Genomic DNA, 23,667 nt, shown 5'->3' with positions numbered 1-23,667 from the left:
GTTTTTAGCTGGCATTTTTGTAGAGATTGACTAAACTCATTTTTTATTATACCCTATTTAAAGGCACAACAGCTTATGAAGCTTCTCCCATTGATTGTCGGGATCTATCAGCTTTGTGATGTCACTTAACATTAAGTAATGTCTGATTTCTGAGCGACCGTGATTATTCTCTTTCTTCGTCGAATGAGCTGTATGTGTAAATCCCGAAAATCCTTGTATAATTGCTTGTTTAAACAACTCTTATACTCTGGCATACAGGGATGGTTGGTTCTTTTTTAAGGTGATTACGTAATCTCCTCCTTGTTCGACAATTGACTTCACAATTGACCTCTGACAGCCCATAGCATCGATGCTGACAATGCTTCCATTCAATTCTAATACTTTGAGTAAAGCCGGAATAGCTGTGATTTCATTAGACTTTTTATTAACCTTAACTTGTCCTAAAACTAATCTTTGACTGGTCGCCCAAGCACTGACCATATGAATCGCTTTTTTGTCTCCTCCCCGATCGTAAGAATGGCGAAGAGTTTTGCCATCAATTGCGATTACTTCTCCGGGATTGAAGCAGCTAATAGATTGAATCCCACTCAAAAAACATTTCTGAAATTGCTCAGGTTGGAGGCGAGAAAATACTCGCGCAATTGTGTCATGCGAAGGGATGCCATTCGGCAATTCTAAAATTGTCTTTAACCATTCGTATTTAGCACGCCCGTAACTTTCGATATCCACCCATGTATCAGCACCGCAAATCACGGCACAAATTGAGAGGGTGATAATATCAATTAATTGATGATGCTTCGTTCGCTCAATTCTGGGATCTTCTAAGTCGGAAAAATGGTCGGCAATGGTGATTTTAGGTTTGAGTTTCATAATGGTAAGCTCTAATTGAATATTTTTTGGATACTCAATAATTCTGCTCCAATATACCATATTCTGTTAACATAAAATTTAGATGCGTTTGCCCTGCCTTTCTACCTGGTGGCGCCGGGTTTTTTGTGTGTTTTTATGCCGTTCTGGGAAAACAATGCCTGTTTTTGACTTTAACATAATCGGCGCTTATACTTCCCTCACATTGAGGCAGGAAAAACTCATGTTTTACTCGGCTTGAATATATCGATCACTCTTGTTATTAATATGCGATCGATTATTCAGCAAGCCCTACATATTTATCACTACCACCTGGAATACGCTGTAATGTGGTCTCGAAAAAATCCTGATTGCGGTCTGGAGTAATTATGATTGCGGTCTCCTACAACTACTCAACTAGAATGAAACAGCCCTGGTTTCTGGTTGGTTGGAGCGGGTGTTGCAAAAACGGTCGTTTTTGCAGCAGTTTCTGAGGGGAATTTAGATGGAGCCGATATGATGTTTGATTTGTAAAGGGTGGATCAAGCAATTATTAAGGAGCCTCAGCTTTTTAGCTCTCGGCTGAATTTTGGTTGGTTGCATTTAACCTGGTCTCGTTTGCATGATTGCGGTCTGGTTGCATTTAATTTGGTCTCATTTGCATTTAATCTGGTCTGAAATTTGGCTTCAATTGCATTTAATTGGGTCTCAAAAAAACTCTGATTGCGGTCTGGAGTGATTATGAGTGCGGTCTCCTACACCTATCCTGCGATGCGATAGAGTGAAACTGGGCAAAATGTCGCACTTATAAATTCGTAAAAACCTAGCGAAGAGGAGGTTACTTGAATTTTGTATAAATTGGATATAACTCATAAGATATTGGGACAATTCAGGTAAAAGTTCTGGCTAGCAAATCTGCAATCTGGCGATCGATATTGGTCTGGTGAAAACGCCGACTAGCCATCTCGTAGGCCGATTGGGCGATCGCGATCGTAGACTCAGGCTGGTTATGACAGGTATTAATAACTTCTGCGAGTTGATGTGGCTTGCCGAGAGGAACCAAAAAGCCATTGATCCCAGGCTCTATTAATTCAATAGCACCTCCAGATTGAGCAGCAACTATAGGTCTACCACACAGCATCGCCTCGACAATAACTCTGCCAAAAGGTTCGGGTGCGGTTGAGGTATGTGCAACTAAATCACAAATTGCCATCAACTGCGGAATATCTGAACGAAATCCTAAAAACTTAACTCGATCTTCAAGTCCTAATTCTGCCACTTGTTTATGTAATTGCTGGACATAATCCTGCTCGCCAAAGAGGGCATCACCCACTAATATAGCTGTTACATTTTTTGGACAGTAAGTAAGTGCTTCAATTAAAATATGTTGACCTTTCCAAGGTGACAATCGACTGAAATGACCTACTATAAATTGCCCATCAAGTTCTAGTTGTGTCTTAAGGTGGCTAATTTTAGAGCGCTCGCTCTGATAGACTTCAGGCTCAAAGCCATTGTAGACGACATCGATTATGTCCGATCTTCCTCCAGCTTCTAGGAAAGCAGCCTGACTTGCTTTGGAGTTAGCAATCACCAATGATGCAAAGCGATTAGCCAAAGTTACAGCTACTTTTAAGTTGGTTGGGCTGAAATGGTCTGTAGATAAAATGTCATGCAAATGATACACTAGAGGGCGACGACTAAAAAAGCTAGCTAATGCACCAACAACTAGAGCTTTTTGCGTGTTGGCGTATATCAAGTCGTATTCACGAGCTTTTTGAACAACTTTAGCAATCAAAGGCAGTAGCGCGGTAACACTACTTAAACTCTGTATCAAGCTGCTTTCTTTACGCACTTTTATCGCGATTGTCGCTAACACTTCAACAGGAATTTGCTGTTGCTCTAGTAATTGCCGGAAAGCACCATCTACAAATAAGCCAACTAGACAGCTATCTCGATAGGGTTTGGCAATATCTATTAGGCAAAGTTCGGCACCACCAGGCTTTCCGCTCTGGTCAAGAAATAGTATTTTCATTTGTTGTTTTGATCTAATTTTTTTTTTCATACAGGACTTATATCCGGTTCGATTGATTGACCCTAACATAGTCAGTCAGGGCGGGTTTTTAAGATTGTCAATTATTGGCGAGTATTGTTAGTGAACCCTTCGGCTACGCGGTTCCTGAGCGAAGTCGAAGGGCAGGGCATCGCCCGCCCCTACCATATTGGGTAATCGAGCTGCCATATATTCTAATTGTTTTGAGCCTCAGGCTAACAGCACCTTTCTAACTTTTGGCGCGATTTTTTGCCAATCGAAATTCTTAGCAGCGTATTCCTGACACGCCTCTCTAGAAGGCATCGGTACTTTTCCCATTAGCAGTGCTTCCAATCGCTCAGCAATCGCTGTTGCCTCTGTAGAAGCAGCAATCAAATTGGGTGAAAACGGCTCTAAAATTTCTGGCATTCCACCTACGGGAGTACATAGCGCTGGAGTACCACAGGCGAGAGATTCTAGCACAGCTAATCCAAACCCTTCTAAAGATTGACTCGGCATCACACTTAGGTCGGCGGCTTGGTAAGCTATAGGCAGTTGGTCATCTGGCAAAAAGCCTAGAAATTTAACGTTGTCATTGAGTCCCAAATCTGTTGCTTGTTGCTGAAGAACCGCTTGTAATGGCCCTTTGCCAGCGATCGCCAACCAGATATCAGGAATTTGAGGTTTAATCATCGCGATCGCCATCAACAGCTTATCCAGTCCAACTCGATGCACTAAGCGACGCGCTGTAAAGAGAATGGGGCGATTTTGGGGCCAGTCGATCTGCGTGCGGGCTTCAGGGCGCGATCGGTTGAGTTGAAATCGCCAAAGATCGACACCGCCGGGAATTACGTGAATTTTGCTCCAAGGAATTTGATATTCTTGATGTAAAATATCACCAAATGCTTTGCTCAGGACGATAAATCGATCGCACCGATGATAAACTCTGTCTTCGACCCAATGCCTCAAAAAAACACTCAGTTTACCAGAACCCTCCTGCTTACTTTCCAAAGCCCAAGGCCCGTGAAAGGAAAAGGTAACAGGAACCCCTTTAGGTAAAACTTGCAAAAGCGGAAAACTATATAGTGCAAAATGCAGATTAATTGCATCCGGTTTTGCAGATTTTCGCCGCTCAAAATTGGAGCGAATCAGCCAAAGCCGTTCCCAGAGTCGAATATCTGGTTCTGCTAAATTAGTTAGTTTTACGCCAGAGTTTAACTGAGTTTCTGGTAGACCAACTCCACACAACTCAACTCTATCTTGACTGGCTGCTAGCTGATGTGTCAGCTCGTATACATATCGATCCAGCCCTCCCGGTGTTTTCGGAAACCATCCGATCCCGACGCCAAGAATGTTTGCTGTAGCAGCAGGGTTAGTTTTATAGTTTTCCACTTGGTTGTTTACAAATATACATTAAATTTACAATAACTGAGACATCCTGATTATAGCTGTATATTGCTCAGTGAGATTATGAAGAATCGATTTTTGTTGCTACTAAACAAATTATGGCAAAAACAGCAGTTATTCATCCAAACAAGGACTCATTTCCTCAATAATTTTAAGCCGATTGAGAACGCTCCCCAACATTGCAGGATGAGTTTCCGAGCCAAGGCGATCCCAGGAGTCATAATCTCTACTATAACTGCACTGTCTGTAGCTGCACTGTCTGTAACTTCAAACCCTTTACCCAATATCTCCTACAAAACATCTTGGATCGGTAACACCTTTGGCGGTGGCAGTAAGTGGGTACAAATTCAAATCGCTGCCATGTACGTGGGGAACGACGGAACGGTTTATACCAATAGCGTGTGGGATGAAGCGGGTAGAGAGGCAGGAATTTATAAAGATGGAGATGCGATCGGCAAAGCTAGTAATCTTCATGGATGGGGAAGAACAGGAGGAGAAGCAGTCACGGCAAATAGTAAATACCTTTATATCGCCATGACACAGGGGGCAATAGACAGGACAGTCCTTCAAGATTATCCCCCCTCTCAAACAAACTGGTATTGTGTGAGACGCTACAACTTATCGGGAGAACCGGCTCCCTTTGCAGGTGGGCGCGGCTACGATCAAAGTATGTTAATTGTTAGCACCTCCGGTCAAGTAACTGGATTAGCTAACGCTGGCCGCGAGCTTTATGTCAGTGATAGTAGCACCAACCGCATCCGCGTCTATGATAGCGAAACCCTGGCAGAGCTACGCAGTTGGCCAGTCGATCGCCCCAAACAAATAGCTGTAGATAATCAAAGTAACCTATGGATTCTGCAAGAGAAAAATGCTAGTAATGCTCCCAAGATACTGCACTATTCTAAGACAGGAACTTTATTGTCCAAGAAAATTACGGATGTTGTAGACCCTACAGCCCTAGCCATTGATAATCAAGGCAGACTGTTGGTTGCGGAAAATGGCCCCCGTCAACAAGTGCTGATCTACAACATCACAAGTACACCCACGTTGGTTGGGACTTTGGGCCGTGAGAGGGGGATCTACTCAGGAACACCCGGAGAAGTTGGAGATCTCAAACTCGGAGGTTTGACGGGGGTGGGTACGGACGCAAGCGGAAATATTTATGTGAGTCTTGATGGTTTTAATCGGTCAGGAACGGACTTGAGGAAGTTTAATGCAAGCGGATCAAGGGAGTGGAGATTGCTGGGCTTGCAATTTGTAGATAATGCCGATGCCGATCCTGGGACTGATGGAGTGGACGTGTTTACCAAGCAGGAACACTTTGTCATAGACTATAGCAAAAGCAATGGTCAGGAATGGAGTTATAAGGGATATACCGTAGATAAATTTCGGTATCCAGACGATCTGCGGCTACAAGAAACAGTACATGGGACTACCTCGGTCTTCGTGCGTCGCATTGAGGGAAAGCGTTTTCTTTATCTCACCGGAATGTTTGCCGATCATCTCGCCATTTACCGTTTTGATGGAGAGATCGCGGTTCCCAGCGCCATCTTCTCTCGCAAGCATTCTAAGTGGCCGGCTAATCAGCCAGCAGCAGGAAGTTGGCTATGGCACGACAAGAACGGGGATGGCTCTATGCAAAGCGATGAATATGAAAGTCTAGGTGCAGAAGATGATTCGATTTGGGGCTGGGAAGTTGATAGCAAAGGGGATGTTTGGCAAGCTAGTGAAGCTGGCTACATCACACATTATCACTATCAAGGATTGGATACTCATGGTAGTCCAATTTATACTAGCGCCGCTTCCGAAGTTATACCCATGCCAGCACCGTTTAACAAGCTCTTAAGAGTCAAATATTTTCCTGATACAGATGTCATGTATCTAGGAGGCTATACAGTCGATCGCCCGCATACAGGTGAGGAATGGGGGATAGTCGGCACAGAGATTGTGCGCTACGACAGCTGGACAAGGAATAAAACACTGCGCTGGCGCATAACTCTTCCCTACGATCCGAAAGCCAATCCCATGCTCATTATTAAGGCAATGGATGTGGAAGGCGATCAAGTATTTGCCGTTGATTCTAGAAAAGCTGAGGTATATGTATACGCTACCGGGACGGGAGTATTTGTAGCCAAACTAAGCCCCGGCTCAGAGGTTGGTAAGGAGACTGGCTGGATTGATATTCCCTACGCATTACGAGCTTATCGGAGAACAAATGGTGAGTATCTGGTATTTGTAGAGGAAGATGCAAAAGCCAAGGTGATTATGTATCGATTCGGACAGAGATGATGAAAGTAAGGCTTGGGAAATGAGCCAATTATATTACAAAATCTCAGTCTAGATATCACCCAAATTTCAACCAACTCAAGCTTTCAAACTTTATTTTGTTTCCATACCAGAGCACTCGCAATACAATTCCACCGTTCTCTTAACCATCAGTTCCCGATCGAACACTGAGGAAGCATACTCCGCACATTGTTGACCCATCTGCAAGCGAAAATCCTTGTTCGCAAGCTTTTGGATAGCCTTTGATAAAGCCTCTGCATCATCGAAGGGAACGATATAACCTGTTTTTCCTTCCTCAATCTGATCCAGAGCTCCTCCTGCTGGTGTGCGGATAGGAACTGTCCCACAGCACATCGCTTCCGCCACCACTAAAGCACACCCTTCTAAGCGGCTGGGTAGAACAAAAATATCCGATGTCCAATACACTTCTCGCATATCATTTAGATAGCCCGCAAAAATAAAAGAATGCGAATCATCTTCACTGACAAAGGCATATTCCTTAATCTCCTGTTCCCGATCCCCAGAACCCGCAAATAAACACTTCAAAACCATTTCGGGAAATTCCTTTCTCATTTGCCTAACTGCGTCGATCAAAACATCATGTCCCTTAATCCAATTGAGTCTTCCTACGAGAGTACATACCAGGTCTTTTTCCTCAAATCCGAACTTCTCCCGTGCTTTTTGTCGATCTTCAGAGCTAGGAAGACGAAAATAGTTTGTATCAGTGCCAGCTAATATCTTGCGAACCTTGTTTTTATGAAACCCCAAATCTTGGAGCAAAAATCTTTCAATCTCTGAAGAGTAGGCAATAAAAGCTTTTGGTGCAAACGTTCTCAAGTATATCTGGTATTTTCTGATTTTCGGCCGCAATACAGATTTTATGAATGTTGAATTTTCATCTTGGATTAATAAATGAAAGGTAGCAACACACTCTAACCCAGTGAAAATTTTGAGGATACGCGCCAGCAGTAACATCGAGTATCCATGTGCGTGAAATAGGGAAATTTCGTATTTATTGACTATCTCCTTAATCCGACGAATATTAGCCCAAGTTGGAAGAAAAGGTTTCATATCCTCAAATACGATCCAGTCTTCTGATAAGTCTTTGAGTGCTTGAAAACTATCTTCAGAGCCTGCATCGTAATTCACTGGTCCGGTAATCAGGACGACCCTCCACCCAACCGTTTTGAAACCACGAATCAGAGTCTCACAATGAGAGGCAACACCGTCATTACAATCGACACGCTTTAAGAGAAACCCTACTGTTTTTTGTTTTTCCATTTTCTGTTATTTACCTCACAAACTTTTACCCTTGACACGGATTTTTTTTTTGACTAACGACTCATGCTGTTGGCAAAAGTGTTACAAACATTCCTCCTAAATTTTACTACATTCCAGAAGAAACGACAATTTTTGGGCTTTATTTTCTCTAATCACAGTGAAATGAATGAGTATTGTCTAGATTTTTCTAGTTTTTAGCTAACTGTTGTTAGCCCTGAAACTCAAAGCATCAACCTGATTTGAAGCCTGCAATCCGTTGATGCTGGTAGTGCTTATTAGCTGCCAGGCTTAGACCCAAAAATCCCCAGAAAACCATGCCCGGGAGACTAATGATCACATTTGAGCCAGCTAGCATCGGCAGGAACCCAACAACAATAGCACGAGCTGCACTGGCAAACGGATCGGACCTAGATTTAGAGGCTTGGAACAGAGTGTAAAAACTTAGGAGTAGCCCACTTATATAGGGAATGGCTCCCATCCAGCCCAAGGTGAGAAGTAGTTCGATAATTCCACTGTCAATCGGCTGAAGAGTTCCATTTCCCTTACCAATAACCTCACTCAGCGCCTGATTTAGTACGAGGCCATAGAGGTTTGTTCTATCCTTTGCGCTCTGATCATCTTGAACATTAGACAAACTGCTGACACGAGACTGAATGACTTTGGAAAATGGCTCAACTGTTGACAATGGTACAATACATACGAAGATAATCAGGATAAAAGCAATTAAACGAATCTGAACACCCCCTTTGAGAGAAACAAGTAGGGTAATTAAAGCTACTATCAAGCCTAGCCAAACTGTGCGTACCGATGTGAGCAGGACAGACAAAATGCCAACTATTAAACCAGGAATACGCAAATTGCCTTGACCAATAAATAGTAAAATATTCCCTCCTAGCATCACTACTCCAAACTGTAAGGGCGCATTCATGGTACTCCACACTCGAAGTCCAAGGGGTTCTGGGTTTCCCATACTGGTAAATAGTTTGGTCTCTATCAGCCAGAAACAATCCCACTCAGGTGCAACTAAGTATTGATAGACGCCATAGGATGCTGTGACTAATACACCCCAGAGAAAAGTGCGCTGAATGTTGTTGCGATAGCTGGGGTAATCTCGCCAGTTTATAAATAAGTGAAAACCAAACAGAATGGGACTTACCCAACCCATAAGAGAGATGATCGCCGGAACAGGTGAGCCATTAATCATACCAACTAGAAAACCATAGAAAACACCCATTGCAGATAGGACAAAAGATAACCCACCTTGTTCATGTGCTTTGGGAAAGTTGCGATAGAAAGTTACAATGGTGATCGTTGCCACCAGTGGAGGGGCTAACAATATGGGACTGGGCTCGGTAAAACCGCTCCGAAAATCTGACACACGACGAATAAAGGGTGTGAGGAAAAACACCCACCAAGTGAAACCTATATAGAGGATGGGATACCGTAAATATAGGAAGAGGCCGACACCAAGACAACCCGCAGGAAAGATGATATTTAGAACCTTACCAAGACCGGCTACAAGGCATAGGGTAATAATCAGTAATAGTCCCAGGATTGCCATCCAAGCTGCCTGCGGTTGTAGTGTCAGAGAGAAGCCTTGTTTTCGAGAGTTATTCGGAATTCCCTGTATTTGACTCATTACCAACTAGGTTTTAGGTTTGAGAACTAGATATAACATCTTTATTTGGACTGTTGCCATGTATTCCAAGCCTCCCGACGTCCACGTAGAGATGCTCGTAATTTCTGTCCTGCTAAGCTGCCTTCTTTAGGTAGGAATCGTAACGATTGTACAAAACCAGGGGCATCCCGCGTTCCCACCAAAATTGCCCAGAATACAAATACAGTACGTCGAATCAATGGTAGGTTTTCTAACAAAACTAAAGTTTCATTGTGTACAGCATTGAAGAAGGCAAGGTTATTGAATTGATTGCGTTGATCTTCGTCAAAACGTTGTCCGGGAAAGTGATCTACCGCTATTTTTGGATCGTAGATTAGTTTCCAGCCTGCTCGTTTCAATGCCAGACCAAATGCTAGTTCAAAGTGTAGTTGGGCTCCATTACCTCGCATCCGGCGATCGAAGTGCATTTCGGCGATCGCACTTCGCCGAAAACTCATGTTTACACCCTTCAGGACATCTACCTCATGGGGTTCTCCAACCCCTAAGTGATGTTCACCGATGACTCGTCCAAACCACTGTACCTGTCCTACCACCTGGCGTTCCCCCTCTTCTAAACGGGTGCCGTGATACACCCAATCCCGCCCCCCTACACCACCGATATTGCTATCTGATAAAAAGTGAGCCTCGATACGTTCTAGCCAATCGGTATGAGGTGCTGCATCATCATCGGTAAAGGCGATGATATCCCCAGAAGTGGCATCCATTCCTGCATTCATTGCCGCTACTACACCAGATACGTTGACTGTGACAGTTCGCATTGGCAATAATTCGGGGTTAAATGTTTGCAAAAATGTCCAAGTCTCCGTATCAGTATCCCGAACTACAACTAAGACTTCATAGGTAGGAACTTTTTGCTTTTTGAGTGCGTATAAGCAGCGGGCTAAGTCTTTCGGACGCCGGTAAGTAGGTATGACAACTGAGATCGTCAACATAACTGGATTTTCTCACATAAATTCACACCATCAGTATAGAGAATTGGATGTCATACTAACTATGTCTTAGGTTTGAGAACTAGATATAACAACATCTTTATTTTGACTCTTGCCATGTCTTCCAAGCCTCCCGACGTCCACGTAGAGATGCTCGTAATTTCTCTCCTGCTAAGCTCCCTTCTTTAGGTATAAATCGTAACCATTGTAAGAAACCAGGAGCCTCTCTGGTTCCCACCAAGATTGCCCAAAATATAAATATATTACGTCGAATCAATGGTAGGTTTTCTAACAAAATTAAAGTTTCATTGTGTACAGAATTGAAGAAGGCAATATCATTGAATCTATTGCGTTGATCTTCGTCAAAACGTTGTCCGGGAAAGTGATCTACTGCTATTTTTGGATCATAGATTAGTTTCCAGCCTGCTCGTTTCAATGCCAGACTAAATGCTAGTTCAAAGTGTGGTGCGGCTCCATTACCTCGCATCCGGCGATCGAAGTGCATTCCTGCCATCGCAGTCCGCCGAAAACTCATGTTTACACCCTTTAGCAAATCTACCTCACGGGCTTCTCCAAAGCCTAAATGATGTTCACCGATGACTTGTCCAAACCACAGCACCTTTCCTACTACTTCGCGTTTCCCGTCTTCTAAGAGAGTGCCGTGATACACCCAATCCCGTCCTCCTACACCACCGATATTACTATCTGATAGAAAGTGAGTTTCGATACGTTCTAGCCAGTCAGTGTGAGGTGCGGAATCATCATCGGTAAAGACGAGGATATCCCCTGAAGCGGCATCAATCGCTAAATTCATAGCAGCTAATGCTCCAATCGCTACTGAAGCATCCATTTTGATCAGGTGTAATGGCAAAGGTTGATGATTGAAGGATGCCAGGAGTTCCCAAGTTTCAGAATCCGCCTCGCGAATCGTTACGAAGACTTCATCTGGCTGGCGATTTTGCTTTTTTAGTGCTTCTAAACAGCGTTCCAAATCTTTGGGGCGATGGTAAGTAGGTACGATAACTGAAATCTTTAGCACGGCTGGAGATCCTCAAATAAATTTACATAATTACGTGCCATATTAGCCCAACTATGCTGTTCTGCTATAGTTCTGGCTACTTGACCCATTTGTTGTCTTTGTTGCCGATCGCATTTAACTAATTGATTCAATGCTTCAGCTAAAGCCTCTGTATCGTCTGAGTCTGGCAAAACTAACCCACAGTCTGCTGTCACCAACTGGGCCGCCCCTGTTGTAGCAGCGGTAACAACTGGTATTCCTGTCGCCATTGCTTCCAGTACCACCAAACCAAAAGGTTCATAACGGGACGGAAAGACTAAAAAATCTGCTGCTTTCATCAAGTCGGGGACATCTTGCCGAAATCCCAGAAAATGCACCCGCTTTTCTAAGTTTAGCGATCGCGCTAACTCAGGATATGGACTACCGGCGGTTCCACCCACAACTGCGAGGTGCAATTGAGGAACTTGCACTAAGGAATGGAGGACTGTATCTAAGTTTTTCCGAGGTGTACGGATATCTCCAGCAAATAGCGCCAGAGGCACTTCCTCTGGCAAACCCCATTTTTGCCGATCGACAATCCCAGGCGCAAACTCTTGTAAATCAATGCCATTTAAGATCACTCGAATGCGATCGCGTGGAACACCGATCGCCACTAATTCTTGGGCGACCTTCTCAGAAACCGCTACTACGACTTTTGCGCGAGCGAAAGCTTTTTTCTCCCAATCAGCATTTAAGGCAGTATAAAACCGCTGATAAATGCCACGCAAGCCCAGATTTTGTGTTGAAAGATTGATCGGCGCTCGGAACCAGGAGTTATGAACAAAATGTACTGCATTCACATCTCCCCTAGCAGAAGTAATTGCACCATTGAGTTTAATCACATCAAATTCTTTGTGGTGCTTATTTAACCACCAAGCAGTTTTAGTAGAGAAAGCCATTTCGCGAACAAGTTGTAATGGATATCCTTTGATTGAAATAGGAAGCCAATCGACCTGACTGTGTTTTTCCAGTGCCAAATCCACGCTACTTGCTAACAATGTAACATGATAACCACGACGAATGGCTTCCCAGGCAACTTCATAGTTGACCCGACCTTGACCATCACCGATCGCAACTTTATGAGTAACAATACACAGCTTCATTTCGTACCTCTTTTCTGAGACAAAGCCGTTTCGTACAAAGTCAGATTATCGCGGGCAATCCTCTCCCAACCGTACTTTTGTGCCGTAGCATAAGCATTACGGCGCAATTTTTCCAGGTAGGGGCGGTCTTTAATTAAGCGCTCCAAAGCTTGCTCGATCGCCACAGTGTCACGGGGCCGGACTAAAATCCCATTATCTCCATCACGCACAACTTCTATCGGCCCTGGCGTTGTAGTGGTTACAGGGGCTAAACCACAAGCTATAGCATTAAGAAGGGCGACGCTAAACCCTTCCGAGAGGGTGGGAAAAAGGTTGATATGATGTCCGCGCAAAAGTTGGGGCAGAGTTTCGTATTGGTAGCGTGGCACAACTCGGATGCGATCGTGTAGAGATGGCTCAAAATCCGCATAAACTTGCGCTTCAGGACAGCACGTCCCCAGAAAGCTCACCTCTACTTTAGGATAGCGAGCAAGAATTTTATTTAATGCAGGAACACCATAATAAATCCCTTTACGAGGGATATAAGTTGCCACTAAAGCGATGCGAATAACTGAATCTTCGGCTTCTGGCGTTGGCTCAAAGTCGAGATTGAGAAAAAACTCTGGAATTCCATTGACAAAAACACCAGTCCGTCCAGGATCAACCCCTAATTTTTCAACCGCATACTTTGAATCATAACTATTACAGAATAAGCTCAAATCTGCATCTCGCAGAGAATTAGCAACCTCCCAGAGTCGAAAACCTCCATGATAAAGCGGATATTTCCAACTCAAATTCAAGTTGCCAACGCGAGCCTCTTCTAAGTTTTCCAGGTGCATCACGTGCTCAAGACCGTGACTCCGTGTCACTAAAACCGGACTATTTGAGCTACGGGGCAATTTTGCCCACACCCAGGCATCACCAGTCGAAGCATCTACAACATCCACGGCTCCTTTTTGGGAGAGTGCCGATATGTGACTAGCCAGAAATTCAGGAAACATCATTGACTCTAGCATTCCCGGCAATTTGTGTGGCAGGTTATCAAAAGAGTAATACTCTACTTCGTGACCCAGTTTTTGATATTCCTGACCGAGTTTCCATGTTACTCCTGGAGCACCTGCATTAGGATCTAGTTCGTGGTGAATGGTAAGTAGAATTTTCATCAGTTTTTTAAAGTGAGGGATTTTCTGATTTATTTATGGCCTAATTTAGACTGAGAACGAGCAGAATTATGAGAGAACTCTGGAAGAGTGAAAGTCATCAATAGTTTTTTCGTAGATAATTTGAAGTTGCTTGACCTGGGTCTCAATCGTAAATTGCTCCAGCAACAACGCATATCCATTTTCCCCAAAGCTGCGAGCTTTTTGATAATCTTCAGCCAATTCATTGATAGCAGTAGCCAACTTTTTGAGATCATTGGCAGGGACAAGAATACCTGTTTTTCGATCGCGGATGTATTCTGGAATCCCTCCTAATGAACTAGCAATAACAGGTCGATGGCGACCATAGGCTTCCAGCGTGACCAGACCAGCAGGTTCGTGCCAAAGACTAGGAAAGACCACAGCATAAGACTGTCGGTAGAGTGCATCCATTTTCTCGCGATCGCACCAGCCATGCCAGGTAAGGCGATCGCTCACTCCCAGTTTCTTCGCTAACTGTTCCATTTGAGGTCGATTCCAACCCTCACCTGCAATATCAAGATGAACTCGTCGGTCAACTTGTGTTAAGGCTTTGAGCAGCCAGTCAAGACCTTTCTCTGGAACAATACGCCCTGCAAACAGAAGTCTAGAATTTTGATGCGTTTCAAAAGTTAATGGTTCACTACTCGTTTCAGGAATGGGAATAGCACAGTACAATGTTACGGTTTGTTCAGGAGGTAAACCATGTCTAATAAGCTGTCCGCGAACATAATCACTATTGGCAATGACAGGAATTCTCAGTCTTTTAAGTGTCTCTAGTTCTCGATAAGAATTTTGAAAATTTTGGATAATATTCTCAGGTCGTCTACTACCACAGCCATCTACTAGATGACCCCAAGTACATCCGAGAGTAGACATAGCGCGATCGCAGGCAGTCCCCCTCATTGACAAATACTTAGTACCACTAGGACAGTAGGGAGAGTGATTGTGAAGTGTATAGACAACTGGACATTCTCCAGTAATATCCCATACTAGCTCCTGCTCTTGAATATTAAGTAACTTGAACTGACTCTGATCGATATTTTTGAGCGAGCTAATTACCTGTGGGCTGACGTTGGGAAGTTGAGCCTGCAACAAAGACTTAACGTAGGTATCTATTCCTCCACCACATCCTAGGGTGCACGAACAGTAATGGATGGTTTTTTCTTTAGGCATCAAGTTGTTTTGAATCATATTAATTTTGAAACATTTTAAACACTTAAGACAGGGCGTTAGCCCAAAATTTATGTCTGACATCATTAACGTAATGTCTAAGTGCAATTTCTTTACAAGCATACTTATCTGGATAAATAAACTGGTCTTCAACACTTAGAACATATCGTTTCGAGCAGAGAGGCTTTGCCTGGTTATAGTGCATTGTCAAATGCACCAAAGTTTGCTCGGTAAAATAATGATTAAGTTCTGTAATTTTTGACAATCGCTCAACGGCAAAGCTCCAATCTAGCGGTTTTTTGAAGACAATAAATCCACCGTTGACTGGATTTAATTTTTCCCGATCATCATAAATTACCCGATCGTCCATTTTAGTAGCACAATCGGGTAGATATAGAGAAGAGGTATTGTCTGATCTGGCTAATTCAACTAGATCGCTGACTCCTGGAAAAAACAGAATATCTGAGTCAGTATAAATCGTTGTCTGATTAATCGGAATTGACATCAATGCCAATAATTTTCTGCCCATCGAATGCTGAGAGGCATAATCATAGACAGATTGAGGCAGATCGGTTCGCTTCATTTCTTCTAGTGGCAATACCTCAACACATGGATGAATTTGGCGGAGTAAATTGCAACTATTTTCGGTATAGCTACCATCAGAAATGATCGTGAAACGCTCTGGAATACCAGCATGGCGGATGAACGAGCGCAGACTTGCTACCTGTTCTGGTAGATCCCGCTCGCATGAGAGAGCGTAAACCGATATTGGAATACTCTGAGTTTGCGAAATAGGAACTTTCGCAATTTGTGGCACCAATGACTTATATAAGGAGCGCATCAGTTGTCCTTGATTTCTAGCAACATGATAAGGAATATTCACCATTAATTTAAACCCAAATGACAACTATTTACAACATGAATATTAGCTTAGCCCGCTTATATACTGACTAAATTCGAGCCAAGACCGATTTCTGAAACCAACGTTTCAAAATTGGCTGAATCGTTAGTTCTAACCAATAGGAAAGACCGATGGTTAGAAGCCCCCAGACAAATAGACGTAGAGTGAAACTCCAGGGAGAACCACTCCACGGGAAGTAATTGAAAACCAGATGCATCATAGGCATATGCAGAACATAGATCCCATAGGAAATGCTTCCAATGAAAGCAAAAACAGCGCTCGCCTTAGACTCTATTCTCCAACCTATTAAGGCAACGGCTAAAACTGTATGTACAGCAATGCTCCAAGTAATAGGTTCAAACAAGTTACCGATGGCTAGTAAATAACTGCTATGGGCTAAGGGGACACCTATAGCCCATAGCTTTAAAACTCGCCATCCAGGAAACGGACTGTTAGCAACTGCGGCAAATAAAATAGCGCAGATGGGAAAATAAGTAATATCGGTAAGATTTATCTGTGAAGAAGTTGAACGAGCCAAGCCTAAGCTATCGAGCATAAATTTCACAGTACCCAAACGATCCGTAGCAATGAATAGAAGTAAATAAGTAAACAAAGGAACTTTTGGAGGATCTCCTACTTCCTGTCTGTTCCAAGCTAGCCACAGCCCAAATAACCAAAACAGCCAGCCCGCAGCATAGCCAGATAGAAGTTGTGGAAACGAGGGAATAAACCAACCTAAACACGCCACAATGAACGTACTCCATACAAGGGGTAGAATCTTAGGACGGAAATACCAAATTCCTAGAAAAGCAAAGTAATAAATTACTTCATAATGCAGCGTCCATAAAACGCCGTTTCCTGACAGAAGAGCTGCGACTGACCCTTGCAAGAAAAATAAGTTACCAAGAACTGTTTTCCACGTATCATGCGGTGATACTAGCACTGCCAGGATGATACAGAGCAAATAGATTGGATATAAGCGGATGAAACGCCGTAGCAAGTAACGAAGGGTATTGGCTCGTGAGAAGGGTGCTTGGTTCGTTAGACCTATAACATAGCCAGAGAGAACAAAGAAGATTAAAACGCCTCCATGAGCCGCATGAAAATAGTGCTGAAAAGGGAAAGTTGGATGATAAGCAGGGTCAAGTTCGTATTTAAAGCCAAAAACATGAGCATAAACAACCCAGATGGCAGCGAGTCCACGTAATCCTTCTAAAGCATAATTATAGGAGGCTTTACTACGTGTTTTACTATCAGGTGGGACAAAATATTCACGTAAATCTAAATCACCTACTACATTCTTATTCATATCATAACTATTGTTTTTCTTGGTTTATTAAAATTGGTGATTCATCACCTCCTAAACAATTTAGATCGCATAACGAGAGAAACATTATTGCGAATGAAGCTGCGGGATAGCAAAATAACAGGGCAAGATTGTACTGCTTTTTTAGCAAAATCCCAAGATAGCTGCTCCTTTCCTACGAGGTATGCCTCTTGGGCGGAGCGAGCATAATTCAAGCTGTCTCGCAATCCTTTGATGTATCCTAGGACACTTCTAGTGAGTGGTGGGCTGCGTTGAATCGAGCCTGGTAGCCAGACAAAATCACTGACATAGTGTTTGTCAAATATCATTTTAAAGCCGTCTACTAGAGAGTATGCAGGCGCAAGGTCATGAAACTTATTTTCTAACTGTTGATCTGAAAAGGGCTGGTCACCAAAAACCTGGGCCTCCTTTTTGTTCGGCGAGTGGATAAAGGTTCTCAGCAGGTCTTCTGTAATTTGATGAAAATACTTTACTTCACATTCTTCAGGCTGCAAATGATCGGTCAATCGCTCAGTAAAATCTAGGATTGCTTGCTGCTGAACTGAGACTCCCCATTTAATACCTCTTTCATTTTTCTCCGATCGCAATATCGGAATGTAGCGATCGCCTTGTTTCTCATATCTGACGGTGCTGCCATGATCCGCGGCCAGAAATAGCTCTAAAATCGGAGAACTGCTAAGCGAACGGCGTTCGGTGATTGCATCAGGATCTAAGAAATAAGGTATTAAGCGATCGGTTGAGAATGGTGTGATACGTCTTTCCAATCCAAAGTAAAATCCAGCCACTCCACCTGGAGGATATAAATTGCCGATCGCCAAAATTTTACTAAATGAGCGTTGCGATCGACCCGTCCAACCAGAATCGACAATCGCAAACGATTTTCCATCACCAATACCTGCTTGTTTGAAGTAGCCGATCGCTTTCTCTCTGTAGACGGCCGCCAAGTCAACAATCCGATCGATAATTTCTTGATCCTGAAATGCTGCTTTCAGCAAAGTGAATTCCTGTTCGGTCAGATTTTTGTCCCAAATCTCGATCGGAAAGCCATGACGTGTCAGCGCATCAGCAATCTGTTCTGGTTGAATATTGACGCGATCGCACACTAACCGCACTGAGAAGAAAGGTGGCTTGTCAAAAAGCCATTCCTGTTCAGTTTCACCAATTTGTTGAATAGAGGGAAAGTGAAAAGCTTGCCTAGAACCATAAAAGTATTGGCAGTCGATGTCATAGCCCCACTTGCGGCAAATAATTTTGGCAATTTTCCCGAGAATTTGTCCATCTCTGGCCATGAAATACAGCCTCTGAATCCCCTCACTCTTCGCCTCTTCCAACACCCAATGAACGAACCCAAAAAATACAGGGGCGATGACATTAGCTGCTGTATCCCAGATTATTCGTCGATGCAATTCTGTCTCTTGGCAGTGCAACCGACACAGGCGATTAGCACCGGCTAGCAGAGAACGAAATCGGATCGGCAATTGTTCGTTGTCTGCAATGATTTGTTCGTAACGATTTAGGTGTGTTTGCACAAAAGGCTGAACTTGAATCCCTAATTTTTTCGCTACTTTGATATCAGAATAGAGATTGTCCCCAGTGTGTATGAGCTGAGAGGCTTTGATTTGATGTTGAGTGAGATAATATTGAAATAGTTCTCCAGATACCTTATGAAGTCCAACTTCATTGGAAACGTGGATTACATCACCATCTTCCCAAATTTGATGATCTTCGAGAAAGCCTCGAATCGCCTCCGAGGGTAGATACATATCTGAGAGATAGGCGATCAATTTATTTTGCTGATGTAACTCTTGAATCTTGAGCTGAGTAGCTGGAACTGGACGGAGGCTAGCACGTTCTAGTTGAATTTCATAATGTATTGCTTTCTCCCTATCTATCTCAGTCCAGTTCAAGGACTCAGCTAATTGAGCATAAATTTCCTGTAGTGTTACTTCATTCGTTGTAGATAGTTGTCTTGCCTTACACTCAGCTTCAATCCTAAGCTGACTCCAAATATCTGAGGAAATTGTAATTAGGTCTTCCTGCTTCAAGCGATTACCTAACTCCCAAAATAGATCCGTTGGCTTAGCCCAGATACGAGTCAAAGCCGTGTCAAATACATCAAATGAGTGATGGTGTGCTTGCTTCGTTGATTCAATAGTCATGTGCGGTTGTTTCATAGAAGTTGCAAATAAGTTAAATTTTTTCTCTTTGTTTCCCACGCAATAATATTGAATGGATGGCTTTATAAGTTTGAGGCTTCAAAAAGTGCTTGGCAGCAATCAAGAAGATTAGGTGAAGATAAGAGAGAGAAAATATTAATTTTGGTCTCCTAATGAAAGCCTGCTTGGCGAACCAGAAAGCTTCAGGAAAATCATCCTTAATAAGGTATCCCCAAGCATACAGGATGCTCAGATGACTAGAACCAATTCTTTCTACATTCTTAAATTCCTCTGGAACTGATTGAAACGAACGTTCCATCACCTTATCAAGTTCCTCAATCATTAACCTGAAGTTTGTAGACATACTATTAGCATATCTACGATATCGAACAAGTGGTTCTTGGATCACAAAAATTGAGAAGTGCATAGCAATACGTAACCACATATCCCAGTCCTCAGCAGATTTAAGGCTGCGTTCAAAAAAGCCTACTTTTTCAAAACAAATGCGACGGACTAATGGAGTACTACCACAATAAAGGATATTAGAGCGAAATAGTTCTTTTTTAAGCTCACTTCCAGATTTAGAATAATCATAGATATCTATAAGATTTCCGTTGCGATCGACATTAGATATCCAAGAACTTACCAAACCAACCTCTAGATGTTTTTCCAAATACTCTACTTGCTTTTCTAGCTTATTAGCTTCCCAAATATCATCAGCATCTAAAAATGCTAAATATTCACCTTGAGAAGACCAAATGCCCGTGTTTCGCGCTCCTGATAAACCTTGATTTTCTTGAGAAATTAGTTTTACTCTTGAATCTTTGATTTCAGAAGCCCATTCTACAATGCCATCAGGGCTTCCATCGTTAATGATTAAAACTTCTAAATCAGTAAAGGTCTGATTTAGAACGCTTTCTAACGTCTCTGGAAGATAAGCCATTGCATTGTAAGCTGGGATAATAACTGAAACTTTGGGCATAATAACTCCTATTTTAATAATATGATTCGATTATTATTGGCGATCGCCAACACTCAGTTCCTAGTGGAAATTGATTTTAAACAAAGGTTAGTTTAACTGGAAGCCCCTGATTCATTTTGCATTTGGTGATACTTCCAGAGTCTACCGCGTTGTTCTAACAACTCTTGGTATTTACCTCGCTCTACAATTCGTCCCTCCTCAAGTACCACTACTTGATCGGCACGAGCAATTGTAGAAAGTCGGTGGGCGATCGCAATTACAGTCCTGCCTACAGACAGCTTTTCCAACGACTCCTGGATCAATCGCTCAGATACGGAATCTAAAGCGCTAGTAGCTTCGTCCAAAATTAAGATTTCTGGATCGCGCAACAGAGCACGAGCGATCGCCAGTCTTTGACGTTGACCACCTGATAAGCGTACACCGCGATCGCCTAGTTGGGTGTCGAATCCCTCCGGTAGCTGCTGGATAAACTCTAAAGCATAAGCTTGACGGGCTGCTTCTAAAATCTCTGCCTCTTCCACTCCTTCCAAAGCATAGGCAATGTTGTCACGGACATTAGCATTGAAAATAAAAGTATCCTGGCTTACAATTGCTAATTTTTGGCGCAGCGACTTAATTTCATACGTTTTCAAATCAACTCCATCAATCAAAATCGTGCCCCGCGTTGGATCGTAAAATCGTGGGATGAGATCAGCGAGTGTAGTCTTTCCAGCACCAGATCCTCCCACCAAAGCGGTCATCTTGCCCCGTTCGATCGTCAAGATAATATCATGGAGTACCAAATTCTGAGGTTCATATCCGAAATCTACAGAAACTAAATCGATCGCCGTTTTCAAACCTGAAAACTCAATATGCCCATTCGGAAAATACTCCTTGTTATCTGTCCTCAATAGTTCCTTAATATTAACAGCAGCTCCTTGTAATCCGCTCAGAACAACTCTCGTTCCGTTCACATCCTGTAATGTTGGTACTAGACGAAACAATACAAAGAAAAATGTCAGCAATGAAGCAGCAGGTAATGACTTGCCGGTAATGATGCCATTGAAGGCCAGAATAATCAGGCTGACCAGAATTGCTGTAGCAATACTTTCTGATATAGGTCTAACTGACGACATCAGCCGAGTTATCTTAATCAAGCTTTTACTTACACGACCACTACTTTTATAAAAGCGTTTTCGCTCAAAATCTTGAGCCGCAAATGCTTGAATAGTACGAACTCCATTGATGAACTCAACCGCCGTTGAAGTGAAATCACTGTTAGCTGCTGAAGTTTCAAAACTTACTTCTCGTACCCTAACATTCAGAGAGGACAACCCCGCTGCCAAGAGACCGAATAACATCATTGCCAGAAGTGTGATTTGCCATGAAATCAGCAGCAATGTTGACATATAAACTACCCCTACCAAGCATCGCGTCATTACAAAGGCGACTCCTCCAAAAGCACTTTTGATTCTTTCTAGTTCAGTTGTAATGGTGTTAACGAGTGCTCCTGACTGAGTTTTAGCAAAGTATCCCAGGCTAAAAGCTTGAAGCTGTTCAAATATTTGCCTACGCAGTCTATCTAATAATTTGATCTGAGAAAATTCTATATAAATAATAGATAAGTAGTTGAATGATGCACGCATCCAAGTGCTAAGTAGAATCAGAATGCTAATGCGAACTGTGCGGCTACTTGCTGAAGTATTTGCGCCTAAAATCCAAATATCAACCCATTCAATTCCTGTTCGGATAGGTTCTGCATTAGGGCTTGTTAAATTTTGGATGAAAGAAAGTAGAAACCCAATTCCCACCCCTTCAAAAGTTGCCGCTAAAAATGTAAATACAAAAGCAAGAATTACAATTTTGGGAAAATATTTAAATTCTCTCAAGATCAAGTAATTATCCTGCCATAACCTAGATTTTTTTAAATAAATACTAATTGGATTCAATGAGTTAGATAACATAAGAATTACGCAGGTTAACTAAAAGCGTTAAGAAAGTAATTTAGGAAGCTCATTACCATGAAATAATTACCGACCCAGAATGAGATAAGCACTAAACACAGAATCAAAAAACCCCGGAAAATCTTGATTTTTATAAGTACAATAGAAGAGCATGGCGTTAGCCCCTCTATCATAAACTTTAGATAAAGCGCAGAAGCTTTGCAAATTGAAGATTCAGTATTGATCTACAACCCAACTAACCTCATTTGAATTGTTTTTCTGGATGTGAGCTTGTGCAATTTCCAATAATGTGACCGGTTGTTGACATTCTGAGCCGATCGGTATTACCTCAGATATAGTCAAAGGACAGGATGAATTCCTCAAGCTAATCTCACTCGCTACTCCCTGAGATATAGTCAAAGGATGGAATGAATCCCTTAAGCTAATCTCACCCCGTAGCACATTCAACAACTGTGGTAACTTATCCAGGTTGTACTTACACATCCAACGAATTAAAGGTGTAGTACCAGAATTCTGATTAGCTAATCTTGTGGGAAACTTCACAAGCCGGAACAACTTGCCTCCTGTGCCAATATACCATTGCTTAGGGCAAATCGGCTCCGGTGAATAAAAGTACATAAGTATAGCTGTCACCAGTAAAACTGGGCTGACAAATACCAGTAGAAAAAAGGTGGCAATTGAGTCAATCGATTGCTGGCGCTGGGGGCTAAGTTGGCTTGGCTTTTGAAATGTTTTTTGAATCCTCCCACGTATAAACACGGGTTTGTTAGCTTGTTCGCAGGCATCTGCCCAGAGCTTCAGGGTTGCCTCACCGAGATTTGGATGGAGGCGAACCAGCCGTACCGGAGATGGTTTCAAGCATTCTACTAGCTGTTGCTCAGTCTCAAACGCCGAGATATAAGGCTGTTTGGTCTGTTGTCCGAGACTGACGAATAACTGTCCCTGTCGCCACTTCAGAATGCAGTGAGGTAAGTAATTGTTTGAATGCTGTTGCTCTACAGAAGAATAGATATTTAAATTGGACACTTCTGAAATAGTCATGGTTCTTATTACCTGACGCGAATGTTACTAAATTATTGTCTGTCGGCAAGATGACTTATAACTCAAAATTGTCCTACACAGATTACTTAAGTAGAATTATTTTTCTGTTGCAACACATCTTAATCCTAAGTTAAGAGTTGGTAAAACTACAGTCATCTATCTGACTGCATGATACTGCTATTACTTACTGATGCTGATAGTTTTAATAAAGTTTTACAATAGTTTGATGTTTTATATTTTTTTCAACAACATAGGATTTGTCTCTTGACCAATTACATAATGTATGATATAGGGGTATCCGCTCAATAAATCGGGGTAATAGAAAAAAAGAAGGTTCACAATCTAGGCACAGCATGGTAAAATATGATTCA

The 23,667-nt window shown here is 42.6% G+C and carries 16 protein-coding genes and 1 pseudogene; 1 reads left to right on the top strand and 16 read right to left on the bottom strand.

Translation table 11 applies throughout. The features are described from left to right. Positions 1–69: 69 nt before the first annotated feature. From QT996_RS25095 to QT996_RS25085, 3 genes and pseudogenes are all read right to left on the bottom strand, one after another. Positions 70–870 (bottom strand): annotated as a pseudogene (locus tag QT996_RS25095) (ISAs1 family transposase); the annotation flags it as partial. Positions 871–1,735: 865 nt separating this feature from the next. Continuing rightward, positions 1,736–2,908 (bottom strand): glycosyltransferase, encoded by a 1,173-nt coding sequence (locus QT996_RS25090; RefSeq protein ID WP_333049898.1) that lies wholly within the window; start codon positions 2,906–2,908, stop codon positions 1,736–1,738. A gap of 198 nt (positions 2,909–3,106) precedes the next feature. Next, positions 3,107–4,267, bottom strand: a complete 1,161-nt coding sequence (locus QT996_RS25085; RefSeq protein WP_333049896.1) for a glycosyltransferase family 4 protein — start codon at positions 4,265–4,267, stop codon at positions 3,107–3,109. A 201-nt stretch (positions 4,268–4,468) separates the two neighbouring features. Here QT996_RS25085 and QT996_RS25080 point away from each other — a divergent pair, with 201 nt between their 5' ends. After that, a complete protein-coding gene (locus QT996_RS25080; protein WP_333049894.1) occupies positions 4,469–6,571 on the top strand; it encodes a hypothetical protein in 2,103 nt (700 codons plus the stop codon). Positions 6,572–6,661: 90 nt separating this feature from the next. Here the strand turns inward: QT996_RS25080 and QT996_RS25075 are convergent, their stop codons facing one another. The 13 genes from QT996_RS25075 to hepC all read right to left on the bottom strand — a co-directional run bounded on the left by QT996_RS25075 (position 6,662) and on the right by hepC (position 23,296). Further along, positions 6,662–7,849 carry a glycosyltransferase family 4 protein gene (locus tag QT996_RS25075; protein WP_333049892.1) on the bottom strand — a complete coding sequence of 396 codons (1,188 nt, stop codon included), beginning with the start codon at positions 7,847–7,849 and terminating at the stop codon, positions 6,662–6,664. Between the two features lie 229 nt (positions 7,850–8,078). After that, on the bottom strand, positions 8,079–9,488 hold the full coding sequence (locus tag QT996_RS25070) for an O-antigen ligase domain-containing protein (protein ID WP_333049890.1): 1,410 nt from the start codon (positions 9,486–9,488) through the stop codon (positions 8,079–8,081). Positions 9,489–9,529: 41 nt separating this feature from the next. After that, on the bottom strand, positions 9,530–10,459 hold the full coding sequence (locus tag QT996_RS25065; protein ID WP_333049888.1) for a glycosyltransferase: 930 nt from the start codon (positions 10,457–10,459) through the stop codon (positions 9,530–9,532). Positions 10,460–10,556: 97 nt separating this feature from the next. After that, positions 10,557–11,495 carry a glycosyltransferase gene (locus tag QT996_RS25060; protein ID WP_333049887.1) on the bottom strand — a complete coding sequence of 313 codons (939 nt, stop codon included), beginning with the start codon at positions 11,493–11,495 and terminating at the stop codon, positions 10,557–10,559. Further along, positions 11,489–12,616, bottom strand: coding sequence for a glycosyltransferase family 4 protein (locus tag QT996_RS25055; RefSeq protein ID WP_333049885.1), 1,128 nt, complete (start codon positions 12,614–12,616; stop codon positions 11,489–11,491). The genes QT996_RS25060 and QT996_RS25055 overlap by 7 nt, the downstream gene beginning before the upstream one ends. Then, complete coding sequence (locus tag QT996_RS25050) at positions 12,613–13,758, bottom strand: glycosyltransferase family 4 protein (RefSeq protein ID WP_333049883.1); 1,146 nt, start codon at positions 13,756–13,758, stop codon at positions 12,613–12,615. Before QT996_RS25050 ends, QT996_RS25055 begins: the two co-directional genes overlap by 4 nt. A 66-nt stretch (positions 13,759–13,824) precedes the next feature. Then, positions 13,825–14,949, bottom strand: a complete 1,125-nt coding sequence (locus QT996_RS25045; protein ID WP_333049882.1) for a glycosyltransferase family 4 protein — start codon at positions 14,947–14,949, stop codon at positions 13,825–13,827. Between the two features lie 43 nt (positions 14,950–14,992). Then, the gene (locus QT996_RS25040; RefSeq protein ID WP_333049880.1) at positions 14,993–15,832 is read right to left on the bottom strand and encodes a hypothetical protein; all 840 of its coding nucleotides are present in this window, start codon (positions 15,830–15,832) and stop codon (positions 14,993–14,995) included. Between the two features lie 64 nt (positions 15,833–15,896). After that, positions 15,897–17,156 carry an acyltransferase gene (locus tag QT996_RS25035; RefSeq protein ID WP_333049878.1) on the bottom strand — a complete coding sequence of 420 codons (1,260 nt, stop codon included), beginning with the start codon at positions 17,154–17,156 and terminating at the stop codon, positions 15,897–15,899. Positions 17,157–17,200: 44 nt separating this feature from the next. Further along, positions 17,201–19,333, bottom strand: coding sequence for an HAD hydrolase-like protein (locus QT996_RS25030; RefSeq protein ID WP_333049876.1), 2,133 nt, complete (start codon positions 19,331–19,333; stop codon positions 17,201–17,203). A gap of 31 nt (positions 19,334–19,364) precedes the next feature. Next, entirely contained in the window at positions 19,365–20,312 is a 948-nt protein-coding gene (locus QT996_RS25025; protein WP_333049875.1) for a glycosyltransferase, read from the bottom strand. A 92-nt stretch (positions 20,313–20,404) separates the two neighbouring features. Beyond that, positions 20,405–22,255 (bottom strand): heterocyst formation ABC transporter subunit HepA, encoded by a 1,851-nt coding sequence (gene hepA, locus QT996_RS25020; protein WP_333049874.1) that lies wholly within the window; start codon positions 22,253–22,255, stop codon positions 20,405–20,407. A gap of 213 nt (positions 22,256–22,468) precedes the next feature. Continuing rightward, positions 22,469–23,296 carry a heterocyst development glycosyltransferase HepC gene (gene hepC / locus QT996_RS25015; RefSeq protein ID WP_333049872.1) on the bottom strand — a complete coding sequence of 276 codons (828 nt, stop codon included), beginning with the start codon at positions 23,294–23,296 and terminating at the stop codon, positions 22,469–22,471. Positions 23,297–23,667 lie beyond the last annotated feature (371 nt).

It is taken from the genome of Microcoleus sp. S13C4, from assembly GCF_036700865.1.
Classification (GTDB): Bacteria; Cyanobacteriota; Cyanobacteriia; order Cyanobacteriales; family Microcoleaceae; genus Microcoleus.
Note: the sequence above shows the minus strand (reverse complement) of the source record. Positions and strands in the feature narration are given on the sequence as shown.

What these genes read in the sequence shown, in the direction of transcription:
- QT996_RS25090 (WP_333049898.1), bottom strand. Translation starts at nt 2,908, where the DNA reads ATGAAAAAAAAAATTAGATCAAAACAACAAATGAAAATACTATTTCTT.
- QT996_RS25080 (WP_333049894.1), top strand. Translation starts at nt 4,469, where the DNA reads ATGAGTTTCCGAGCCAAGGCGATCCCAGGAGTCATAATCTCTACTATA.
- QT996_RS25075 (WP_333049892.1), bottom strand. Translation starts at nt 7,849, where the DNA reads ATGGAAAAACAAAAAACAGTAGGGTTTCTCTTAAAGCGTGTCGATTGT.
- QT996_RS25070 (WP_333049890.1), bottom strand. Translation starts at nt 9,488, where the DNA reads ATGAGTCAAATACAGGGAATTCCGAATAACTCTCGAAAACAAGGCTTC.
- QT996_RS25065 (WP_333049888.1), bottom strand. Translation starts at nt 10,459, where the DNA reads ATGTTGACGATCTCAGTTGTCATACCTACTTACCGGCGTCCGAAAGAC.
- QT996_RS25055 (WP_333049885.1), bottom strand. Translation starts at nt 12,616, where the DNA reads ATGAAGCTGTGTATTGTTACTCATAAAGTTGCGATCGGTGATGGTCAA.
- QT996_RS25050 (WP_333049883.1), bottom strand. Translation starts at nt 13,758, where the DNA reads ATGAAAATTCTACTTACCATTCACCACGAACTAGATCCTAATGCAGGT.
- QT996_RS25045 (WP_333049882.1), bottom strand. Translation starts at nt 14,949, where the DNA reads ATGCCTAAAGAAAAAACCATCCATTACTGTTCGTGCACCCTAGGATGT.
- QT996_RS25040 (WP_333049880.1), bottom strand. Translation starts at nt 15,832, where the DNA reads ATGGTGAATATTCCTTATCATGTTGCTAGAAATCAAGGACAACTGATG.
- QT996_RS25035 (WP_333049878.1), bottom strand. Translation starts at nt 17,156, where the DNA reads ATGAATAAGAATGTAGTAGGTGATTTAGATTTACGTGAATATTTTGTC.
- QT996_RS25030 (WP_333049876.1), bottom strand. Translation starts at nt 19,333, where the DNA reads ATGACTATTGAATCAACGAAGCAAGCACACCATCACTCATTTGATGTA.
- QT996_RS25025 (WP_333049875.1), bottom strand. Translation starts at nt 20,312, where the DNA reads ATGCCCAAAGTTTCAGTTATTATCCCAGCTTACAATGCAATGGCTTAT.
- hepA (WP_333049874.1), bottom strand. Translation starts at nt 22,255, where the DNA reads ATGTTATCTAACTCATTGAATCCAATTAGTATTTATTTAAAAAAATCT.
- hepC (WP_333049872.1), bottom strand. Translation starts at nt 23,296, where the DNA reads ATGACTATTTCAGAAGTGTCCAATTTAAATATCTATTCTTCTGTAGAG.